The following is a 21,121-nucleotide window of genomic DNA, read 5'->3' on the forward strand; positions in this document are numbered from 1 at the left end:
TTCTCGCAGTGGCGCCTGCTGCTTAAGATTGACGGTGCGTGACGTCTCACACATCGGTACGTCTTAGTGTAGCTATGAAAATCATAGTATCAAGAAAAACAAGGCTTTGCGGTGATCTGCTCACAAACGGCAGTTGGCCGAAGGGGCGTCGCGACTACGAAAAGCAACGACAGACGGCGACCGATGAACGGGAGATCAGTGGGTAGCGCCGACGATTAAGGCTGAGACGGTAGCCCGTGGCGGCAAGCTCGCTGTCATCAAAGGAGCGTGCTAGGCGAAGAGGATTCGATAAGGCTGCCCGCAATAGCAGGAGCGACACCGCAGCGGTAGTGCGGCGGATGACCCGCAGTGCGCGCATGCGCTGCGCGTGTTGGAGAGGCGGTCGGGAAGTGTGAAGGTGGCGCGATCAGTCGGAGAGCGCCTCGGCCGAATGCCGACCTCGCAACCGCTTGATCGAGTGGAAGGAGTACCAGGTCTCGGATATCAGAAATCAGCCGGGAACAGGCCGATTCGCTTCTGGACAGCCGTTCGCGCCAGACTAAGGCATGCGCTCAGTGGACAGGCGACATGGGCGCCTCGTGCCGCCATTCGTGATGTCTAGTTATTTCCGCTTGAAGGAAGCACGTCGCGCTGCGCGTTCCGTCGCGAAATCGTTACCCATTGAAGCGTGCAGATCCTTGCGCTCCACCGGTTTCCCGCAGTGCGGGCAGATGCTGGCAAGCCCGACGTCGTCCCCGCATTCGCGATGCACGAAATGCATCGCCAGTTCCCTGTCCTTCTTCTTTGCCCACGTTTCGCCCCAGGCGCGCAGCGCGTAGATCACGGGATAGAACGCCCACCCCTTGTCCGTCAGACGGTATTCATAGCGCAACGGCTTTTCGCTATATGGGTGGCGTTCGACCATGCCGTCCGCTTCAAGCGCCTTCAGTCGGGAGGCCATCATCTGTGGCGTAGCTTCGGTCTGGATCTGTATTTCCTCGAACCGCGTTGCGCCCATGTAGGAGACCGCGCCCGCTACCTCAAACCAACACGTGACGCGTTTCAAGGAAAAAGCGCTGAATCTGCCGTTCTATAGACGGATCGACCATCGCCTCCGGCCGGTTTCCGTTCGGGCAGGCCAGTCGTGGTGTTGTCCCGAACAACCGGCAAATCAACGGGCGCTCAGCATACACTTGACACCCCTTGTTGCCAAGATGAGGGCAACTAAGGTTTGTAAGCGCAGCTTCGTGCTCGGCATCGCTCTTGACGGGAAGCCTCGACATCTCTTCCGTTGAGGTCGTCACCGGTCCACAGCAGTCATGGCATCCAGGGGTGCACTCGAATGAGGGAATCCGTGAGCGAAAGAATCTAATTTTTTGACTAATCATTTGTGCGGCTACCCCCATTGGCCTGTCCGCGTACCTCTGGTCGACCTGCCGGCCTGCTAACGCATCGCGTGCGAAGCACTCACGACTCGCCGCGATAGGCATTCAGGCGTTCGGTGCTCTCGGGCTTCCGTAGCTTTCGCAGGGCCTGGCTTTCCAGTTGCCGAATACGTTCGCGGGTCACGCCGAATTGCAGGCCAATCTCATCCAGCGTGTACTCGGTCGCAGTGCCGATCCCGAAGCGCATCCGCAAAATCTTCGCCTCCCGCGCACCCAGCGTCGACAAGACGGCTTCCAAGTCCCGCTTGAGCCCCGCTTGAACTGCCGCATCAAGAGGAGAGGCGGTGATCTCGTCCGCCAACGTGTCTCCCAGCAACGCATCCCCGCTCTCCCCAACCGGCATATCAAGCGATACCGGCTGCTTGACAACGTTCAAAATGGACTTGATCTTCTTCTCGCTCATCCCCACCTTGGCCGCCAAGATATCCGACGTCGGCATTGCTCCGGTTTCACTGAAGCACTCGCGCGAGGCCCGATTGATCTTTCCAACGACCTCCACGAGGTGCATCGGGATGCCGATGGTGGGTGCCTTGTCAGCAATAGAGCGAGTCACCGCCTGGCGAATCCACCAGGTCGCGTAGGTCGAAAATCGATAACCACGGCGGTAGTCGAATTTATCCGCCGCCCGCATCAGCCCGATGTTGCCCTCTTGAATGAGATCCAACAGTGGCAAGCCACGATTGATGTATTTCTTGGCGATTGAGACGACCAGGCGAAGGTTAGCCTCGATCATCTCGGCTCTTGCTTGGCGAGCCTTGACCTGCGCTCTTGTCACCAGCCGGCCGACTTCCCTCAGATCCTCAAGGGGAATAGCGGCGCGAGATTCTATGGCAAGCAGTTGTTGCTGCAGCGCCTGGATTTCCAGAAGCTGCCGCGGCAGCAAACCGTTGGGGGTAGGACAGTCCGCCCCAAGCGCTTCCGGCCAGTCGAACTGGATTTCACGACCCTTTAAGCGCTGCGCGAACTCATCGCGTGTCATGCCGCATTGACCGATCARGATTCCAGCGAGTCGCCGTTCCGTTTGACGAACGTCCTCAAGATGCACGTTGAGGACTCGGCTGAGCCGCTCAATCGCGATTGGGCTGAAGCGCAGCTTGGCGAGCACACATCGAATCGCTGCCAGCGCCTGCATATCGCGGAGCGTGCCACCTTCATGAGGCCCGTGGGACGCGGTCAATTCGATAACCCGCGCTCGCACGCTGGCGAGCCACTCGAGTACATCCCGCTTCAAGGCGGCAGCTGACGTTGCCTTCGAGGCGGTGTTCGGACTCCGGGCGCAATCATCGGGCTCTCCATCCTCCTCGCCTACGCTGGCGTCGAGCTGTAACCCGGTATCCTTGCCCGGATTGTCAGCGGGCACGGTTTGGGCATCGACGACGTGATCAACGAGTTCATCTACGGACAACTCGTCGCGCTCGACTTGCTCGGCCATGGCTAATATCTCGGAGACGACGGTTGGACACCTCGCCATTGCGTCAACCATTTCCATGATTGCCTCTTCATGGCGGGTCGCGATCTCTACCTCGTTGTCGCGCGTCAGCAACTGGACGGCGCCAATTTCCCGCAGATACATCTGCACGGGATCGGTGGTACGACCGAATCGGTTATCGCTCTGCGTGATGGCGGCGGTAGCTTCCTCCAATGTGGCCTCATCGGAGCTTGAGACCGGCGCGTCCTCGATTAACAGCATCGTGTCAGCAGGCGCTCTATCCACGACCTCAATGCCAAGCTCCGCCAACATCGCCAGAATTCTGTCAGTAATGCTGGCTTGGTCCTTGCCGTCAGGAAGATGGTCGCTGATTTCACCGTGGGTCAGGAATCCGCGCTCCTTGCCGAGCGCGATCAGCATAAGCAGGCTCGTTTGTTGGTTATCGTTCATCTGACACACAAAAGTCGTGCATGGGACGCGCATTCATTCGCAGCACTCCCAAAGCACGTTATCCATGGCTCCACGCCATCACGCTGTTCCCAATTTGGCACCAAGTTGCCCAACCATGGGTACACCACTTCTATTTCGAGCGTTCGAGTCAAACTTGCAGCCGAGCCAGCCAGGCCACCACCACTGCAGCAGCGGCAAGCCAGAGCGCAACAATCACGACGACCGCGACGCGACTGACGGGGCGCTCTGCAGCGAGCGCGGCGGCGGCGCGATGCTGTTCCATCACCTCAGCCGGGATCAACCGGACCACCAGCAACACGCCGAGGGGTACCAGCACCACGTCATCCAGATAGCCCAGGACCGGGATGAAATCCGGAATCAGGTCAATAGGAGATAAGGCATAGGCGGCGACTAACACGGCTAGCGCTTTCGCATACCGAGGCGTGCGAGGGTCGCGCGCTGCCAACCACACCGCGTGGACGTCTCGCTTGACCTCGCGTGCCCATACGCGCGCACGAGCGGCCTGCCGCGGGAGGAAATCCGAGCGCAACATGTGGATCCGCACATCATCCATGACGGGTACCGCACCAAGGGCGAGCAGCAATGTGGCCAATGGAAGGGTGACGCTGAACCCAACATGCCTGAAGCCCACAGCCCCGACTACGCCGCCGGTAAAGAACAGCGCGACCAGCGTCACGAGCACTCGCAGTTTTCTCCGGTCGGCCAGCACAATGGGCTTGGCGGCATCGGCTTTGGCCAGGTTCCAGTAGAACAGCTTACCCAGTTCAATGCCGATGTCGGTGACCATCCCCGTGATATGCGTGGTCCGGATCTCGGCCTTCGAGAGCTTGGTGATCATGGCATTCTGCAACCCCATGATGAAGCAAAGCACCATGACCGTCGCCGGCACGAACAGCCATTCGTGATGCTCGAGATTGCTGCCTAGCAGACCAAAACATACCAGCAACGCCGCCTCCAGCATCAACGGCAGCGCGTATTCGCTGTGCAGGCGCTCGCGCCGCCCCCAGTTGATCAAAATCGCAGAGCAGGCCGCGCCCGCCAGAAACGATAACAAGGCACCGAGGCCGTCCAGAATGAGCCCGACACTGCCGAGCGCTAGATTGTCAGCCATGGCGGACACGATGCCCGACATATGGGAGGTGTACTGCTGCACCGCCAAGAATCCGCCTGCATTGGTGGCGCCCGCCACAAAGGCAAGATAACGCGCCAGTTGCCGGTTGGCTTCTGGACTGCGCTCCCTTCCAGTCAGTCTGCGCAAGTATCGGATCGGCATGGTCGCATCGGTGGGCGTTACCTTCGGTTCAGGCCGTGTCTATCCAACATCGGCCCGCCAGCTCATCAGCCCGTGAGCTTCTGCAAGAATGTGTGATCTGACGCGAGCCGTTTGCCCTGTTTCAGACGACGCGCGGCCGCGCGCAGATTCAGGGGATGCGTGGTTTCCAGTATGCGCGCGCGCATCAGCAGTTCGTCCAGCGAGGGTAGTGCCCGCGCGCTCTTCCAAGCGAGCAGCGTGTAGTTGCAACTGTCCTCGGACAGGGAAATGGAAAATGAGTCGCCGAACACCGAACGAACTTCGTCCAGATAGGAAGGGATATCGGAATCGCTGTCGAGGAAGTTCGCGACCAATACCCCCTCGTCGGCGAGCCGGGCATGGCACGCTGCGTAGAAGTCCGCGCTGCCCAGTTGTGTCGGCATGCCATGAGCGAGAAAACCATCCACCAATATGACTTCCGGCCGCGCGTCCTGATTCTTKACATACTCGGCGCCATCCGCGCAAACCACCTCGAGCCGTTCGTCGTCGGGCGGAATATGAAACGTATCGCGCAATGCAATCACCGCCGGATCGATTTCGATTGCGACCACCTTCGCATTCGGAAGATGCCGATAGCAATACTTGAGTAATGATCCCCCGCCGAGGCCGATCATCGAGATCCTGGTGGGTGCCGGCTGCAGCAGTAAAAACGCCATCATCGTCCGCGTGTAGCCAAGAACAAGCTTGTCGGGGTCGCGTCGCGACATGATGCTTTGGGTAGCCAGCGCATCGAAATGCAGTGAAATTGCAAGTGGGGTTTCCGGTACGGTCGGCGTGCCGTCGTCGGGGGCTTCGGAGAGAAACTTTAAGTAGGCTTCAAAGGAGGTGCGATTGGGGTCCATGTGTGGGGCTCCATCAGGCGTGGTATTCAATTCCTCACTCCGTCAGCAGTGCGGCGATGACTTTCACGGCAGCAACTTCATCCGGGCCGGTGGCCTGAATACGTACCTGAGTTCCCGCCCGCGCTGAGAGTCGCATCACGTCCATCACATTCTTGGCGTTCGCTGTGCAGTCATTGCTGACAAGCAGGATCTCGGACTCGAACTGGGCAGCGGTAAAGGTTAGCCGCGCTGAGCCGCGACCTTGCAAGCCCATGCGGTTGGTCATTTCAATTGTCGCGTCTAGCACATCGCCCTCAAATAAAAAGCGGCCCCTAAGCAACTTCCAGGCGCTTACCCATATGGCTTGCCGCCGGCGGCGGAACATGCTCGTCTGGGTATGCCCGAACCACAGGCTGCACTTGGCCGCTCACTTGTATATAATGATAACGCTATTATCATACAACACTACTCTAAGCTGCATGGAATCCAAGACCGCTCGTTTCACCGTGTTGATCGACCCCGTGAAGAAGAAAGCCTTTGAAACCCTGTGCGCGGCGCAGGATCAGACGCCGTCGCAGGTGGTGCGCCAGTTGATCCGCGACTATTTGGAGCAGCATGGGGTGGCCTATGCCACCCGGCCCCAGGTTGGCGCTACGGTTCTGGCTAAGAATGACCGCGAGTGACCGATGTCCGCATAGCGGACTACCAGCCTCACCCTGCAGGTCGGCCTCGGCATCGCACTGATAATGACCACTGCGAGGCATCCCGAGATGCCTACCGCCCAATCGGGACCTTCCATGCGTGGTGCTGGCCTCAATCTCATACTTGGCTTTACGGCATGCCGAGACCGGAGTCAGGGTCTGGCAACTATCGGGAGGCATCCATGCACAAGCCGGCGGTCACTTATCGCGTCACGCCGCGCGCAAAAGCGCTCGATGACGGTAGCTACCAACCGAAGGTGCTGGTGGCTATCTATCGGGGTGACGCCTTGCTTAGAGATGTCGCGCTTTACGCGAGATGCGACGCTTGTCCGCTGCGCGACACTGCGGCAAGGCTTGCTGAAGCGCTGGCCTTGCGGATTCAGGCGGTACTCAAGGATGTACAAGAGACGGACGACGTCGCCACGGCCGCTATTCAGACACTATTGCGACGCATTGGGCTCAGGACGAGCCTACGATCAGCCACCATGCGTGGTGCTGGCGTCAACTAGCCGGATTCGGCAACAGGCAGGGTGGCGCAGGACCGCAGTCCATGCCCTTCAAGCGGGCAATGTGAATACGTCTCCTCGGCGCTCCGGCGCCCCACTACTCCTCTCCTTGATGCATAAGCGCTGGACCTCAGGCAGCCTGGAGAACCTCAACTACCTTATTGGCTTCGGCTTGCGAGTCGACTGCCACATAGGCGACAAACTGCGTACCGATCACCGAAGCGGAGAACCCGCGGAGGTTCAAATTCGCTTTGGCAAGCTTCTCCGTCAGCGCCGATGCGATGCCCGGTTGGTTAATCCCCATGACACGAACGCAGTGCAGCGTTTGTGTCACGTTGAAGCCAACCAGAGCCGCGGCCACAATCTCTCTATCACCCTGTAGTGGGGTGACAAATACGACGCCGTCACCAGGTTTGTCCGGATTGCGGCGCGCGATGATGAGTTGCAGATCGGCTCCCACATCGCATAGGGGGGCCAACGATCCGGCCAGTCCACCTGGCTTGTCCGGAATCCCTGCCACCCAAACCTCCACCTGTTCCACAAGCAGTTCCATGGTCGCCTCTCCGTCCTCCATACGGCCAGTGGAGATGGTCACTCCCCCGGTCGGTTCGTAGTCCTGTCGCCGCTTGCTTCCAGGCGAATGGACGTCCATGGCATTGCCAGCCCATTGTCGCCAATGCCTCACGCGCTTCGATGCCATGGTATCTAGCGATACACCAGTACAGGGATCTTGCTGTGAGTCAGGACCTTCTGCGTCTCACTGCCAATCACCAGTCCCTGCACGCCGCGCCGCCCATGCGACGCCATCACGATGAGGTCACAGCCCTTATCCTCGGCTGTTTTGATGATGGCTTCGTACGGGTGATCGTTGACCAGATACGTCGTATCACAGGGCACCCCTGCGGCGGCGGCTTCGCTCGCCACGCCTTGTAGATATTTCGTGGCCTCCTCCCAGGATTCCTGCGTGAAACGCTCTCGGGTGTCCGTCAGCATTTCAGTGTGATAGGTCAGAACATGGTAGTTCGGGCCAACCCGAAGCGCCGTAACCCGGGCGTTCATTTGCTGCGCAAGGGCAAGCGCCTTATGGCAGGCGGCATCAGATAGAAAAGAGCCATCGACCGCGAGCAGAAGATGCGCAAACATATCTTTCTCCTTGTCTGCCTGGATTCGAGGCCATCGAAAGAGTCGATCACCGTTCCCTATCGCCCACGCCTCGTCACCCTCAGGCAGATGAGGGTTCTCACAAAATGCCACGTGAGCAAAGGTTCCAAAGACCAGCTAGGGCGCGCCTGCGCACAAGGTCAATCTGGGACGGAATATGTTAATAGGATTAACATGTTGATTACACCGCTACTGCATTACATTAGGTTCTGTAGCATATGCAATCTTCATTCCGTATGCTAGGTTGTCGCAAGCAATTAGCGACCTTTGCCGTCGCTTCATTGACGGTGAACCGCGGCGGCGGCAAGCACTTTTGGGTCGCACGGCGTTCATGTATGATGTGACGCATCTGACCATCGTATTGGCATGTTGAGGCTCCATGGAGATCAAGACTGCTCGGCTGACGCTGCTCATCGATCCCAACAAGAAGGCCGCTTTCGAGCGCCTTTGTGCACAACAGGATCTGACGGCATCGCAAGTGGTGCGCCAGCTCATCCGCGAATACCTCGCTCAACATGGGGTCCAGTACGTGCCCAGCGGGTTGCACGCGGGCAATACCGAGCCTGCTGACGACGGAACACCGCCACAGGAACAGGCACCGGCGCAGGCCGAAGCGCCCCCCCCCACCAGACGGCGCGCCACACGTCGCAAGGCCTAGGCCATGAGCAGCGTGCCCCCCGTCGCTCAATGGCTCCATATCGACTGGGTGCTTGTTGTTGTGGGGGCTTGGTTGTTCGTCGGGGCCGCAGGCGTTGCCGCGCTGCAGCGGCTGACCCTGGTGTCTCGCGTTCTTTTCCCGCTCGGCGGATTGCTTGGGCTGGCGCTTTTCGGCCTGGCACTTGCCGCTGTGCTTGGCACGCCCGAGGTCGCCGTACTAGCCATTGGACTGCCAGCACTGCCCTTCCACATCCGGCTCGACAGCCTCTCCGCCTATTTCCTAATGGTGATCGGTGGTACGGCGGCGGGCATCTCTATATTTGCAGCCGGATATTTCCGCAAGGGTGAGGGCACGCCGCCAGGCTTGCTGTGCCTGGAATATCACCTGTTCCTGGCCAGCATGGCCGGTGTCATCCTGGCCGACGATGCCTACTCGTTCATGGTCATGTGGGAGACCATGGCGCTGTCGTCGTTCTTCCTGGTGACAGCAAACCACCGCATTCGAGAGGTACGCAGCGCCGGCTACCTTTACATCACGATGGCGCGTATCGGCGCGATCGCGATTCTGCTCTGCTTCGGTGTTCTGCAGGCCAACACCGGTGACTACACCTTCGCGAACATGCGTGACCAGGCTCTGACGCCCTTCTGGGCCTCGGTCGGCTTCCTGCTTGCCGTGTTCGGCTTCGGCGCCAAGGCCGGCGTCCTGCCCTTGCATGTCTGGCTGCCGGAGGCACACCCGGCCGCGCCTTCGCCGGTCTCCGCGATGATGAGCGGCGTCATGCTCAATACAGCCATCTACGGGCTGTTGCGCGTGTCCTTCGACCTGCTGTGTATGCGTCTGTGGTGGTGGGGCGCGCTGCTTCTGGCCGTCGGCCTGGCCACTGCCCTGTTCGGCGTCGTCTTTGCCGCGGTGCAGAGCGACATGAAGCGCTTGCTGGCCTATTCGTCCATCGAGAATATGGGCCTGCTGTTCGTCGCCACGGGCCTGACCCTGATCTTCTCGGCCTACGACATGAGGCCGATGGCGGCACTGGCCCTGACCGCGACGCTCTATCACGTCGCAAGCCATGCCTTATTCAAGAGCCTGCTCTTCCTCGGCACGGGCAGCGTACTGCATGCCACCGCCGAGCGAAGTCTCGGCAAGCTGGGCGGGCTGATTCGGTACATGCCTTGGGTTGGCTGGCTTACGCTACTGGGCGCGCTGGCCAGCGCCGGGCTGCCTCCGCTCGGCAGTTTCGTGTCGGAGTGGCTGCTGCTGCAGAGCTTCCTGTTCACGCCAGGCCTGCCCGTGCCGCTGCTGACGATGCTGATCCCGGTGGTCGCTGCGCTAATCGCGCTGGTGGCGGCCCTAGCCGGCTACACGATGGTCAAGTTCTTCGGTGTGATCTTCCTCGGCCAGCCGCGCGAGCACAAACTCGCCCACGCGCATGACGCCGGTCCCTGGGAGCGCGCAGGCATGATATGGCTCGCCCTCGGCTGTGTGACGCTTGGCCTGCTGCCGACGCAGTTCATCCAGCTGATCGACCCGGTAACGAAGCAGCTGGTTGCCGCCGGTTTGGGCGCCCGAGCGGCTACCAGCAGTTGGCTGCTGGCGCCGAGCAGCCTAGGTCAAGCCAGTTACGGGCCGGTGATCTTCCTCCTCGGCATCCTGACTAGCTTTGCGCTCGCCTACTTGCTCGTGCGCTGGCTTTACCATGGCCGGCTGCGCCGCGGCCCACCATGGGCCTGCGGATTTCCCTGGGGCACCGCGCGCATGCAGGATACCGCCGAGGGTTTCGGCCAGCCAATCCGTCAGATCTTCGAACCCTTCTTTTTGATGCAGCGCGACCTGCCGACGCCGTTCGACGAACAGCCGCGCTACCGGGTGACCGTCGAGGACCGCTTCTGGCGTTGGCTGTACCTACCCACTGCCGAATTGGCTTCATACCTGGCGCGACTGGCCAGCCTGATGCAGCAAGGGCGCATCTCGGTATATCTGCTATACAGTTTCCTGACACTAGTTGCCACGCTGCTGGCGGTGATGCGATGAGGCTTCCATGACGGTCTCCGGCTTGCTGTCGCAGTCGCTAGAAATCGCGATTTCGATCGCCCTGGCGCCGCTACTGACGGGTTGGGTCAATCAATGGCGTTCCTGGCTGCAAAACAAATCCGCGCCCAGCCTCTGGCAGCCATATCGCATGTTGCACAAACTGTTCAACAAGGAATCGGTGGTGGCCGACAACGCGTCGCCGCTGTTCCGCGCCACACCCTACGTGGTGTTCGGCTGTATGGCCCTGGCGTGCGCGATCATCCCAACGCTCTCGACCGACCTCCCGCTGGCACCTGCGGCTGATGCGATCGCGCTGGTCGGCCTGTTCGCGCTAGCGCGGGTTTTCATTTCGCTGGCCGCGATGGACATCGGCACGGCCTTCGGCACCCTGGGGGCGCGGCGCGAGATGCTGATCGGGTTTCTTGCCGAACCCGCATTGCTGATGGTGCTGTTCTCGGCCTCGCTAGTCTCCAAGTCGACGTCGCTCACCACCATCGTCGAGACACTCGCCCATCGTGACCTCGCGATCTACCCCGGGCTGGCCTTTTCCGGCGTTGCCTTCACCATGGTGTCGCTGGCGGAGAACGCCCGCGTGCCGGTCGACAACCCCGCCACGCATCTGGAGCTGACGATGATCCATGAGGCACTCCTCCTGGAGTACTCGGGCCGCCACCTGGCACTCATCGAGTGGGCGTCAAGCCTGAAGCTGTTCGCCTACTCCTGTATCGGACTGGCGTTGTTCTTCCCCTGGGGCATCGCAGAGGCCCAGGCGCCGTTGTCCATGCTGCTGGCGCTGCCGGCGCTGCTGTTCAAACTCACCGTGGGCGGCATCCTGCTTGCCACGCTGGAGACAGTGAGTGCCAAGATGCGCATCTTCCGCGTCCCCGAGTTCCTGGCCACTGCCTTCTTGCTGGCGGTGATCGGCATGCTGGTGCATTTGCTGCTTGCCCGCTGACATGAGCACCTTACTGACCCAGTTCGTCAACCTGCTCGGTGCGGTGCTGCTCATCCTCGCCTTCGGGATGATCTCGCAGCGCCGCGTCCTTTCGCTAATCCACCTGTTCACGCTGCAGGGCGCCACCCTGGCATTGGCGACGGCCGTGGTTGGCTACGTGACCCGGCAGCCGGACCTGTACCTGTCGGCCGGCGTGACATTCGTGCTCAAGGTGCTGCTGATCCCCTATCTCCTGCACCGCGTCATCGACCGGCTTGATATCCGCTGGGACGTGGAGACGCTGATCAATATCCCGACCATCATGGTGATCGGCATCCTGGTGGTGATCTTCGCGTTCAACCTGGCCATGCCTATCTCGCGGCTGTCGGTGAAGCTGGCCAGCGGCACGCTCGGCATCGCGCTAGCCTGCATACTGCTGTCGTTCCTGATGATGATCACCCGCTCCAAGGCCATACCGCAGGTCATCGGCTTCCTGGCCATGGAGAATGGGTTGTTCTTTGCCGCCACCTCGGCAACCYACGGCATGCCGATGGTGGTTGAACTTGGCATCGCGCTGGATGTGCTRATCGGCGTGCTGATCCTGGGCGTGTTCATGTTCCAGATCCGTGAGCAGTTCGACAGCCTGGACATCCGCCACCTCGAGAAGCTGAAGGAGGACTGAGTTGATTGCGCTAGCCTTCCTGCTTGCAACCCCGCTCGCCGGCGGGCTGGTGCTGGCGCTGGTGGGCCATCGCGATAGTGCGCGCGATGTCAACGTCGCGTTCAGCCTGGGCACCTTCATCGCGGCCTGCTTGCTCACCGGTCGGATCATCGACGACGGTCCCACGCTCGTGTGGGACCGTGCGTTCTACATAGACGCCTTGAACGTGTTTCTGGTCACTCTGACCGCGTTCGTGGGCCTGACCACGTCGATCTTCTCGCGGCCTTACATGCGCGTGGAGCGCGACCACGGCAAGATGACGCCGCCGCGGCTGCGCCTGTACCACAGCATGTACCAGCTATTCACGTTCACGATGCTGTTGGCACTGACGACCAACAATATGGGCATCGTGTGGGTCGCGATGGAGGCCGCCACGCTGACCACGGTACTGTTGGTCAGCGTCTACCGGACCGCAGCCAGCCTCGAGGCAGCCTGGAAGTACTTCATCCTGTGCGGCGTGGGTATCGCCCAGGCACTCTTTGGCACCGTACTGCTCTACATGGCAGCCGAGCAGGTCATTGGCACCGAGGGCGGCGCGCTGCTGTGGACCAACCTCGATGCGGTCAAGGGTCGGCTGGACCCGAATATCATCACCCTGGCCTTTGCCTTCCTGTTTATCGGCTATGGGACCAAGGTCGGCCTGGTGCCGCTGCACAACTGGCTGCCGGACGCGCATGCCGAGGGGCCGACCCCGGTGTCCGCCGTGCTGTCCGGCCTGCTGCTCAATGTGGCCCTATACGCCATCCTGCGCTGCAAGGTGTTGACGGACGGCGCGCTGAACAACCATCTCACCGGCCACCTGATGATGGGCTTCGGCCTGGTTTCCGTCGTGGCGGCTGTCTTCCTCCTTATCCGCCAGCGGGACGTCAAGCGCATGTTCGCCTATTCGTCCATCGAACATATGGGCATGATGACCTTCGCTTTCGGCATGGGCGGGCCGATCGCCAGCTTCGCCGGACTTCTGCACATGACGGTGCATTCGCTGGTCAAGTCCGCGATCTTCTTCGCCGTCGGCCATGCGGCGCAGAAAGCGGGTACGCAGGTCATGGACGAGATCCGCGGGCTGATCCGCGTCAGCCCCACGGTCGGCTGGGGCCTGATGTTGGGCGTGCTGGCTATCCTGGGAATGCCGCCTTTCGGGGTATTCGCCAGCGAATTCCTGATCGTCACCACCGCGATGCGTGAGCAACCCTGGGCCACGCCCTTCCTGCTGGTCGCGCTCGGCCTGGCTTTTGCGTCGGTATTCAGTCGCGTGCAGCCGATGGTCTTCGGCGAGACCACCCTGAAACCCCTGGCACACCCGCCGGCGCTGATTCCGGTGTTCACACACCTCGTACTTGGATTGATGCTGGGACTTTATATCCCGCCGTATCTGGATGCATGGTACCGCCAGGCGGCTGCCATGCTGGGGAGTTGAGCGCATGGCTCTGCCTGAACTCGGACTCAAGCTGAATGGCCTGCCGGCACCGCTGCCGGTATGGCACGGGCTGGTCAGTCCCGACGCATGGAGCGCGGCAGCGCGCACGGTTAATGACACGGGAGGGCGCCTCATATCGGTGTGGGGTGTCGACCGTAGCGCCGCGGGGGGCGCGTTGGCGGCATGTGCCGCGTATGCCGTACCGGAGGGCCTGGTCTGGCTCGAACTGCGGCTCGACGATCCAGCGCAGGGAGTTCCGGATCTGAGCGCCATATTCCCGTGCGCCGGGCGGATGCAGCGCGCCATGGTTGACCTTTCGGGCATCCATGTGCACGGCAGCCGCGACCGACGCCCTTGGCTGGACCATGGCCTGTGGCAGCCCGAGTCATTTCCCTTGCGACACGGGACGCAGCCGCTGGTCGCCGCGGGCAAGCTGCCGACGGCCTACCCTTTCGTACGCGTCGATGGCGATGGCGTGCATGAGATCGCCGTCGGCCCGGTGCACGCGGGCATCATCGAACCCGGCCACTTCCGCCTCTCCGTCGTCGGAGAGAAGGTGCTGCGGCTGGAAGCCCACCTGGGTTACACGCACAAGGGCATCGAGCGACGCTTCACCGAAGTCGCACCGATTGAAGCCCACCGGCTAGCCGGCCGTGTATCGGGCGACTCGACGGTGGCCTATGCCTGGGCCTACTGCATGGCGCTCGAGTCCGCGTCGGGCAGCGAGATACCGACAAGGGCAGCCTGGCTGCGTGCCATGATGCTGGAGCGCGAACGCGTGGCCAACCACCTGGGCGATCTCGGTGCCTTGGGCAATGATGCCGGATTGGCCTTTGGGTTGGCCCAGTTCTCGCGACTGCGCGAGGACTGGCAGCGCCTGTCTAAGGAGGTATTCGGTCACCGGCTCATGATGGATGCAGTGGTGCCCGGAGGTGTTGCGATCGACCTGACGCCGCCGATGCTGGATTGGCTGCGCAAGCAGTGCGACGGCATCGAGCGCAAGGTCCGCGCACTGCGGATCGTGTATGACGAACATGCCGGCCTGCAGGACCGTTTTCTCACCACGGGGCGGGTGGCGCCACAACTCGCAGCCCAGCTTGGCCTCACGGGGCTCGCCGGGCGCGCCAGCGCGCAAGCGGCGGACCTGCGCTGCGACCACGCATGGCCGCCCTACGATCGGTTAGACGTCAGGATGGCCACGCACCGAAACGGCGATGTCGCCGCACGTGTGGCGATGCGCTTCGACGAGACGCTTGAATCCCTGCGGCTCGTTCGCGCCATCTGCTCGGAGCTGCCGGGTGGCGCGATATGTGGTGACCTCCGGATGCTGAACAAAATCTCCATCGGAGCAGGCTGGGTAGAGGGCTGGCGTGGTGAAGTCCTTGTCGCCCTCGAGATCGCCGGCGACGGCCGGATCTTGCGTTGCCACTGCCATGATCCCTCTTGGCAGAACTGGCCAGTGCTTGAACACGCCGTCATCGGCAATATCGTTCCGGACTTTCCGCTGATCAACAAGTCTTTCAATCTCTCCTATTCGGGGCACGACCTCTGATGTGGCTCCTCCTCAAGCAAATTGCCCGTACCGGCATCGTGACCGAGCCTGCGCCCCAGGCCGTCGATGCCGATGGCGGCGCCGCGATTCAACGCATCCACAAGGACATCCTCGATATTCTCGGTCAGGCGCTGGCGATTAGGGAGGTCGACGCAGGCTCGTGCAACGGCTGTGAACTGGAAATCCACGCGCTCAACAACGCCTACTACAACATCGAAGGGCTTGGCATCAAATTCGTTGCCAGCCCGCGGCATGCTGACATGCTGCTGGTGACCGGACCGGTCTCGCGTCACATGGAAGAGGCTTTGCGGCGTACCTATGACGCGACGCCGGAGCCGAAGCTCGTCGTCGCGGTAGGTGACTGCGGCTGTACGGGTGGTATCTTCGGCGAGAGCTATGCAAGTTGCGGTCGCGTCGCCAACGTCATCCCCGTCGACGTCGCTGTGGCTGGCTGCCCGCCTCCCCCCATCGAGATCCTGCGGGGGATACTAACCGCCGTGCAGCGGCGCAAAAGCTAAGTCATCTAAACGAAAATCCTGGAGGATGACGATAAGGGAAGTGACGTGCCCCGAATCCTTGTCGTTATGGTCGCCTGCAGCTCTTAATTATCCACAGCTTCTGTGGATAATTCTCCCTTCCGGACGCAAAGATGCGCACTGACGGGCACGGGATCTGGTCTGCTGCATATTTAAGCGTGGCATTCCGAGCCCATGTCGCATGCGCAGAAGAAGTTGTGCTGGCCGGGTGGCGTACCGGGGGCAGGCCGCGAGTGCGCAGTTGTTTCTTGCCGTCGAAAACGGGTACTCGTGAATCGAGCTGAGAAATGACGAGAGGCGACTCGAAGGCGCCTCTCGTGGCAGGGAAAGGGATGGCCCGGGCGAAGCGGCTACCCCAGACAAGATGGTTCTGAAATGACTGCCCCCATGCACGATCAGGCGGAAACTGCAGATAGCTACTTTATCGAGGCCACACTCGTCGCTGCGCTCGTGCCAATGGTTCCTTACGAATTCTCGCGCCCAATCAACGCAGTACGACTTCGGGACCTTTCTGCCGACTCGTCGTATTCGACGTCCTCGGGCCCGGCGTAATAGAGAGGCTGGAAGGTCTCATCGGCTTCCCTCGCCTGGCACCCAGCCTCACCCACGGGCATTGGCGCATACTGCACCACTCGCTAACCGTTCGATTTCGCCGAGGGCGAGGACTGCTCAGATCGGCGTAGAGGTACGGCGCCTTCTTGCCCCCTCAGGCGATTTAGAGCCTCTACGCGAGAACTGCGCTGAGGTCCGCGCCTTCAGCGGGAACAACTACTTGCCCCTTTTGTGGCGGCATTTTCGCCCGCACCGCTCGGTAATGTTGCGCCTGGCCGAAGTGCTGAAGTGGCAGTCAACCAGCCAGTCGTGCACCCTACTGGCCGCACTGGCAGTGGTGTTGAAGAATGCGGATCTACACCGCGAATGGCTTTCCGCCGACGTCGATCTGAGCTTCGCCTCGGAGCGCTGGCGCAAGCTCGTATATCGCTCTGACAATCTGGGGCCCGGCATCAATCGGCGCCATCTGGAGCTCTGCGTACTTTCGCATATGGTCGCCGAACTGCGCTCTGGCGACCTCTGTGTCGTCGGCTCAGACGCGTTTGCCGACTACCGGCTGCATCTGTTGTCCTGGCGTGAATGCGAGCGCCGCCTCCCTGACTACTGCGCCAAGCTGGAGATGCCGACCAACGCGCAGGATTTCGTTGCACACCTACGTCAGTGGTTGGCCGCGACGGCACAGAACCTGGACGATAGTTTTCCGGATAAGCGTCAGCACGTCACCATTGGCCGCAACGGCGAGCCGGTACTCCGCCGGACCGTCGCCAAGGAAATCCCCGCCAGCGCGCTTGCGCTTCAGCAGACGCTGATCGGCCACATGCCGAACCGCAACCTGCTGGACGTCCTGGCCAACATCGAGCATTGGACCCACTTCACGCGCCACTTCGGCCCGCTTTCAGGCAGCGATCCCAAGATCCGCCACGCCGCCGAGCGCTACTTGCTGACGATCTTCGCGATGGGCTGCAATCTCGGACCCACGCAAGCAGCTCGCCACATGGGCGAACGGGTGACGCCGCACATGATGTCGTTCGTCAATCGGCGACATATGAGTCTCGAACGGCTTGAAACCGCGCAGCGCGAACTGATCGAGTTGTATCTCCAGCTCGACCTGCCCAAGCATTGGGGGGACGGTAAGACCGTGGCGGCTGACGGCACGCAATACGACTTCTACGACAATAACCTGCTCACGGGCTACCACTTCCGCTACCGCAAGAAGGGCGCGGTGGCTTACCGGCATGTTGCAGACAACTACATCGCCGTATTCCGACACTTCATCCCGCCCGGCGTGTGGGAAGCGGTCTACGTCATCGAGGGCTTGCTTAAGGCAGGCTTGAGCGTGGAGGCAGACACGGTGCATGCCGACACTCAGGGCCAGTCAGCTGCCGTTTTTGCCTTTACCTACCTGCTTGGCATCAACCTGATGCCGCGGATTCGTAACTGGCAGGATCTGAAACTTTACCGAGCCTATCCCACCTCCAAGTATCGTCATATTGAGCGCCTTTTTTCGGGCGCGGTGGATTGGGACCTGATCGCCCTTCACTGGCAGGATCTGATGCAGGTCGCGTTGTCGATCCAGGCCGGAACCATATCCTCTCCCCTACTGCTGCGCCGCTTGGGATCGGATAGTCGCAAGAATCGGCTCCTGCTGGCCGCCCAGGAACTGGGCAAGGTTGTTCGCACCGTGTTTCTGCTGGAGTGGATCGGCAGCCGCGAACTGCGCCAGGAAATCACTGCGACGACCAACAAGATCGAGTCCTACAATGGCTTTGCCAAGTGGTTCTCGTTCGGCGGCGATGTTCTGCCCGTGAACGATCCCGACGAGCAGCAAAAGCGATTGCGCTACAACGATCTGGTCGCCTCCGCAGTGATCCTTCAGAACACCGCCGACATGATGCAGGCGCTTCGTGCCATGGAGAAGGACGGTATCAAGGTCGACGTAGACGACATCAGCTTCCTTAGCCCATATCTCACCAGCAACATCAAGCGCTTTGGCGACTACAAGCTAAACCTTGAGCGGACTCCGGAGGCTTGGATCCGCGACAGTCTTTTCACTACCCCCGCATTCTCCGTTTGGAAACCACGCCATGCCTAACACCCAGACCCCTTATGGCCCGGTTGACACCGATGCCTTGCATCGCCTGCAGGACAGCTTCGACACCAGCGAGATCCTGCGCATTGTGGACCTCGTCGATACGATACGAGCCCGAGTCAGCGAGCCGGCAGGAATTCGCGACGACTTACTCCAGTTACATGGCATGGCCCATACGGTTCTCAATGGTGCCAGTCTCGTCTCAGGAGCAACGGATCCAGCCTTGGTCGAGCAGGCCGAGACCATTGTGGAGGAACTGGAAGACTTGATTCGGGTGCTCCAACGCGCTGTGCAGGCGCTGCGCCCACTAGAACTTCTCCGACCTTCCGGCGACGCGTGACAGGCTTGCTGCATCGATAGGTGCACCGCCCTTCAATAGTCGACCGTCCATCTTGGACTGCCTTCGAGCCATTCTTCCGGCTGAACACCAGACAAGCCCTTGATACGCTTCGAGCGCTCGCCTTATATCGAAGATGTGCAGTTAGACGGATTCATCATAACTGGGAGGATTATGATAGTGGATTGGGCGTATCTTGGTCGCAGGCCAAGATCAGTATCGCGGGCGTGGGCAAGCGCAAGCGCATCTACTGGTATCCGGAGAGCGACAAGCACTAAAACCCAGCATCACGCAGACGTTGGAAGCGGCGAGGCAAACTGCGTATGCGCGCGCAGTGCAAGGCGCGCGGTGGCGCTGGCCCGTCTCGCGCCCGTATGCTCCAACCCCGTCAAGAACGCAAGGTCGGCAACTGCCGCGCGAGTACATCGATCCGACGCTTGCCTTTTCCTTGCGCGCCTGCGTGGCCGCGTGGGGCTGACGCTCGGCGTCCCGCTCGCCGATGGGCGGCCCAGCGTGTCGCGTGAGGCCAAGCCTCTGACAGTCCGCGACACTCTTTGGCTTATCAACCCTACCCTCGCCTACGCCGACTGGCAGCGTCGCGAGGCCGCCGGCGCGGATCGGCGGCCTTTGCCGCCCGCTCGATTGGGCAGCACCAAGCCATGTTCGGGCACTTCCGACGCCATCGACGTGGCGAATCTACGTGGCCCTAATCCGGTTGAAGGTTCGCGTGCTGGCCAGGCTAGGCCAAGCAGCTTGCTCACGTCCTCTTGACTTCGGCCGGCGAGCAGCAGGCGTAGAACTGGTCAGAAGCTGCGTCGCCGCTGAATCAACCAAGTGCCCGCATGCAATCGGCGCATAGTTGCGATCTGCGACCTTCGTTCTCCCCGCAGGTTGGCGATAAGCTGTTTTTCCTGTGCCGCCACCCAATGGCAGGGTCAAACACTAGTACTCAGATCCGACGGGAACTTCGTAATGGGGCTCGGTAACGGCCGTTCTCATTGTGACGAACTCTTCGGCTGCCGTGGGGTGGATGCCGACAGTGTTGTCGAACTGAGCCTTCGAGGCGCCCGCGCGCATTGCCACGGCAAAGCCCTGTACCACTTCACCCGCTTCTTCACCGACCATGTGTACCCCGACCACGCGGTCGGTGTCGGAGTCGACCACAAGCTTCATCAGCGTACGCGTCACCCTGCCACTCAATGTATGCTTTAACGGGCGAAAGGTACTGCGGTAGATTGCTACCCGGTTGAAGCGTGCGCGTGCTTGTGTCTCGCTCAGGCCTGCGGTCGCGATGTTCGGATGGGTGAACACCGCCGTCGGAATGGTGGCRTAGTCCATGTGAAGTGTGCCGCTACCGAACAACCTGTCTATGAGCACGGTCGCTTCCCGCAGCGCGACAGGTGTGAGTTGTACGCGGTCGATCACGTCGCCCACGGCATAGACCGACGGCACGCTCGTCTGAAACCAGGTGTCGACCGCAATGGCGCCGTCGGGTGTTAGGGCGACGCCGATCTCTTCTAGTCCAAGTCCACTCGTGTTCGGCTTTCGGCCGGTCGCGCAGAGAACGGCGTCTGCCACAATCCGCTCGCCGTCACTCAGCGTGACGATGCGATGCCCGGCCTCAGTCTGTACCTCTCGTACGGTAGAGTTGAACCGAAACTCGATACCATCTTTTGCCATCTCTCCTTGCAGGAACTCCCGGACGTCGTCGTCGAAGCCGCTGAGCAGTCCCGCGCCACGGTGTACCAGTATTACCTCGGCGCCAAGCGCACGGTAGATTGAAGCGAATTCGCAAGCGATATAGCCACCGCCGACCACCAGCAATCGTCGGGGCACTTGCGGAAGATCGAACATCGCGTCCGATGTCATCACCAGTTCCCGGCCGGGGATGTCAGGAAGGCTCGCACACGCGCCGGTGGCGACTAGCACATGCTCTGCCGTTATCCGTTGATTTCCGATTACGACCGTGTGCGCATCGGCCAGCCGAGCACGGCCGTGAAGAACCTCGACGCCACCGGTCGCAAGCATATGCTCGTAGATCTCATTGAGGCGAGCGATCTCTGCCGCACGTCGATGCTTGAGTGTGGGCCAATCGAGTCGCTGGCCGGTTGGCAACGCCCAGCCAAAGCCGGTTGCCTCCTCGAAAGCGTGCGCGTAGCTCGCCGCGTAGCTGTAAAGCTTCTTGGGAATGCAACCGGCATTGACGCACGTGCCGCCCATGGCACCTTGCTCCACCAGGGCGACGCGTGCGCCGTGCCCAGCTGCCAGGCGAGCAGCGCGCACACCTCCGCTGCCACCGCCAATCACCAGGATGTCGACGTCGAAGGCCTGCATGTTCTTCTTGATTTGGTTCTGCATAGGAAGCTCCGTGAGCCGGTCAAACCGGCAAGTCCCAGCGAATGAGTACGCGGAATACCGGGCTGACTATCGTCGAAAGCAGACGCATCAGGCAATGCCGTGGGGGTAAAGACG

Annotated in this window: 19 protein-coding genes and 1 pseudogene; 11 read left to right on the top strand and 9 right to left on the bottom strand. The window is 61.0% G+C overall.

Annotation, left to right across the window (positions count from 1 at the left end; genetic code table 11):
- Window positions 1–601: 601 nt before the first annotated feature.
- From AC1DK4_RS26035 to AC1DK4_RS26060, 6 genes are all read right to left on the bottom strand, one after another.
- Window positions 602–1,045 (bottom strand): winged helix-turn-helix transcriptional regulator, encoded by a 444-nt coding sequence (locus tag AC1DK4_RS26035; protein ID WP_441621686.1) that lies wholly within the window; start codon window positions 1,043–1,045, stop codon window positions 602–604.
- Window positions 1,020–1,469: a YkgJ family cysteine cluster protein gene (locus tag AC1DK4_RS26040; RefSeq protein WP_441621688.1), complete on the bottom strand. Its 450-nt coding sequence runs from the start codon at window positions 1,467–1,469 to the stop codon at window positions 1,020–1,022. Before AC1DK4_RS26040 ends, AC1DK4_RS26035 begins: the two co-directional genes overlap by 26 nt.
- Window positions 1,447–3,303, bottom strand: coding sequence for an RNA polymerase sigma factor RpoD (rpoD, locus tag AC1DK4_RS26045; protein ID WP_441621690.1), 1,857 nt, complete (start codon window positions 3,301–3,303; stop codon window positions 1,447–1,449). Before rpoD ends, AC1DK4_RS26040 begins: the two co-directional genes overlap by 23 nt.
- Window positions 3,304–3,451: 148 nt before the next feature.
- Complete coding sequence (locus tag AC1DK4_RS26050) at window positions 3,452–4,597, bottom strand: DUF1275 domain-containing transporter (RefSeq protein ID WP_441621692.1); 1,146 nt, start codon at window positions 4,595–4,597, stop codon at window positions 3,452–3,454.
- A gap of 65 nt (window positions 4,598–4,662) precedes the next feature.
- Window positions 4,663–5,478 (bottom strand): fused MFS/spermidine synthase, encoded by an 816-nt coding sequence (locus AC1DK4_RS26055; RefSeq protein WP_441649935.1) that lies wholly within the window; start codon window positions 5,476–5,478, stop codon window positions 4,663–4,665.
- A gap of 34 nt (window positions 5,479–5,512) precedes the next feature.
- Complete coding sequence (locus AC1DK4_RS26060; protein ID WP_441621724.1) at window positions 5,513–5,764, bottom strand: HPr family phosphocarrier protein; 252 nt, start codon at window positions 5,762–5,764, stop codon at window positions 5,513–5,515.
- Window positions 5,765–5,936: 172 nt separating this feature from the next.
- On the opposite strand from AC1DK4_RS26060, the gene AC1DK4_RS26065 reads away from it, so the two are divergent.
- Window positions 5,937–6,140 carry a CopG family transcriptional regulator gene (locus AC1DK4_RS26065; protein WP_441621696.1) on the top strand — a complete coding sequence of 68 codons (204 nt, stop codon included), beginning with the start codon at window positions 5,937–5,939 and terminating at the stop codon, window positions 6,138–6,140.
- 200 nt (window positions 6,141–6,340) lie between these two features.
- Window positions 6,341–6,667 (top strand): hypothetical protein, encoded by a 327-nt coding sequence (locus AC1DK4_RS26070; protein ID WP_441621698.1) that lies wholly within the window; start codon window positions 6,341–6,343, stop codon window positions 6,665–6,667.
- A 127-nt stretch (window positions 6,668–6,794) separates the two neighbouring features.
- Here the strand turns inward: AC1DK4_RS26070 and AC1DK4_RS26075 are convergent, their stop codons facing one another.
- Together AC1DK4_RS26075 and AC1DK4_RS26080 are read right to left on the bottom strand one after the other, a co-directional pair.
- Entirely contained in the window at window positions 6,795–7,217 is a 423-nt protein-coding gene (locus tag AC1DK4_RS26075; protein ID WP_441621699.1) for an ACT domain-containing protein, read from the bottom strand.
- A gap of 152 nt (window positions 7,218–7,369) precedes the next feature.
- Window positions 7,370–7,807 carry a universal stress protein gene (locus tag AC1DK4_RS26080; RefSeq protein ID WP_441621701.1) on the bottom strand — a complete coding sequence of 146 codons (438 nt, stop codon included), beginning with the start codon at window positions 7,805–7,807 and terminating at the stop codon, window positions 7,370–7,372.
- A gap of 397 nt (window positions 7,808–8,204) precedes the next feature.
- On the opposite strand from AC1DK4_RS26080, the gene AC1DK4_RS26085 reads away from it, so the two are divergent.
- From AC1DK4_RS26085 to tnpC, 9 genes and pseudogenes are all read left to right on the top strand, one after another.
- Entirely contained in the window at window positions 8,205–8,483 is a 279-nt protein-coding gene (locus tag AC1DK4_RS26085) for a ribbon-helix-helix protein, CopG family (protein WP_441621703.1), read from the top strand.
- 3 nt (window positions 8,484–8,486) lie between these two features.
- Window positions 8,487–10,511 carry a hydrogenase 4 subunit B gene (gene hyfB / locus AC1DK4_RS26090; RefSeq protein WP_441621705.1) on the top strand — a complete coding sequence of 675 codons (2,025 nt, stop codon included), beginning with the start codon at window positions 8,487–8,489 and terminating at the stop codon, window positions 10,509–10,511.
- A gap of 7 nt (window positions 10,512–10,518) precedes the next feature.
- A complete protein-coding gene (locus AC1DK4_RS26095; RefSeq protein ID WP_441621707.1) occupies window positions 10,519–11,466 on the top strand; it encodes a respiratory chain complex I subunit 1 family protein in 948 nt (315 codons plus the stop codon).
- A 1-nt stretch (window position 11,467) separates the two neighbouring features.
- Window positions 11,468–12,127, top strand: a complete 660-nt coding sequence (locus tag AC1DK4_RS26100) for a formate hydrogenlyase (protein WP_477131866.1) — start codon at window positions 11,468–11,470, stop codon at window positions 12,125–12,127.
- Window position 12,128: 1 nt separating this feature from the next.
- Window positions 12,129–13,583, top strand: coding sequence for a hydrogenase 4 subunit F (locus AC1DK4_RS26105; RefSeq protein WP_441621710.1), 1,455 nt, complete (start codon window positions 12,129–12,131; stop codon window positions 13,581–13,583).
- Between the two features lie 4 nt (window positions 13,584–13,587).
- Window positions 13,588–15,135, top strand: coding sequence for a hydrogenase large subunit (locus AC1DK4_RS26110; RefSeq protein WP_441621712.1), 1,548 nt, complete (start codon window positions 13,588–13,590; stop codon window positions 15,133–15,135).
- Window positions 15,135–15,653, top strand: coding sequence for an NADH-quinone oxidoreductase subunit B family protein (locus AC1DK4_RS26115; protein WP_441621714.1), 519 nt, complete (start codon window positions 15,135–15,137; stop codon window positions 15,651–15,653). Before AC1DK4_RS26110 ends, AC1DK4_RS26115 begins: the two co-directional genes overlap by 1 nt.
- 688 nt (window positions 15,654–16,341) lie before the next feature.
- Window positions 16,342–18,315: pseudogene (locus AC1DK4_RS26120) on the top strand (Tn3 family transposase); the annotation flags it as partial.
- A complete protein-coding gene (tnpC, locus tag AC1DK4_RS26125; RefSeq protein ID WP_441621716.1) occupies window positions 18,308–18,652 on the top strand; it encodes a Tn3 family transposase post-transcriptional regulator TnpC in 345 nt (114 codons plus the stop codon). The pseudogene AC1DK4_RS26120 and the gene tnpC, both read left to right, overlap by 8 nt.
- 939 nt (window positions 18,653–19,591) lie before the next feature.
- Here the strand turns inward: tnpC and gorA are convergent.
- On the bottom strand, window positions 19,592–20,983 hold the full coding sequence (gene gorA, locus AC1DK4_RS26130; protein WP_441624363.1) for a glutathione-disulfide reductase: 1,392 nt from the start codon (window positions 20,981–20,983) through the stop codon (window positions 19,592–19,594).
- Between the last annotated feature and the right edge of the window lie 138 nt (window positions 20,984–21,121).

It is taken from the genome of Cupriavidus sp. 05N38, assembly GCF_056397345.1.

Coding starts and splice junctions, on each gene's coding strand:
- AC1DK4_RS26040 (WP_441621688.1), bottom strand. CDS start 1,469: ATGCCTATCGCGGCGAGTCGTGAGTGCTTCGCACGCGATGCGTTAGCA.
- AC1DK4_RS26050 (WP_441621692.1), bottom strand. CDS start 4,597: ATGCCGATCCGATACTTGCGCAGACTGACTGGAAGGGAGCGCAGTCCA.
- AC1DK4_RS26065 (WP_441621696.1), top strand. CDS start 5,937: ATGGAATCCAAGACCGCTCGTTTCACCGTGTTGATCGACCCCGTGAAG.
- AC1DK4_RS26070 (WP_441621698.1), top strand. CDS start 6,341: ATGCACAAGCCGGCGGTCACTTATCGCGTCACGCCGCGCGCAAAAGCG.
- AC1DK4_RS26075 (WP_441621699.1), bottom strand. CDS start 7,217: ATGGAACTGCTTGTGGAACAGGTGGAGGTTTGGGTGGCAGGGATTCCG.
- AC1DK4_RS26080 (WP_441621701.1), bottom strand. CDS start 7,807: ATGTTTGCGCATCTTCTGCTCGCGGTCGATGGCTCTTTTCTATCTGAT.
- AC1DK4_RS26085 (WP_441621703.1), top strand. CDS start 8,205: ATGGAGATCAAGACTGCTCGGCTGACGCTGCTCATCGATCCCAACAAG.
- hyfB (WP_441621705.1), top strand. CDS start 8,487: ATGAGCAGCGTGCCCCCCGTCGCTCAATGGCTCCATATCGACTGGGTG.
- AC1DK4_RS26095 (WP_441621707.1), top strand. CDS start 10,519: ATGACGGTCTCCGGCTTGCTGTCGCAGTCGCTAGAAATCGCGATTTCG.
- AC1DK4_RS26110 (WP_441621712.1), top strand. CDS start 13,588: ATGGCTCTGCCTGAACTCGGACTCAAGCTGAATGGCCTGCCGGCACCG.
- AC1DK4_RS26115 (WP_441621714.1), top strand. CDS start 15,135: ATGTGGCTCCTCCTCAAGCAAATTGCCCGTACCGGCATCGTGACCGAG.
- tnpC (WP_441621716.1), top strand. CDS start 18,308: ATGCCTAACACCCAGACCCCTTATGGCCCGGTTGACACCGATGCCTTG.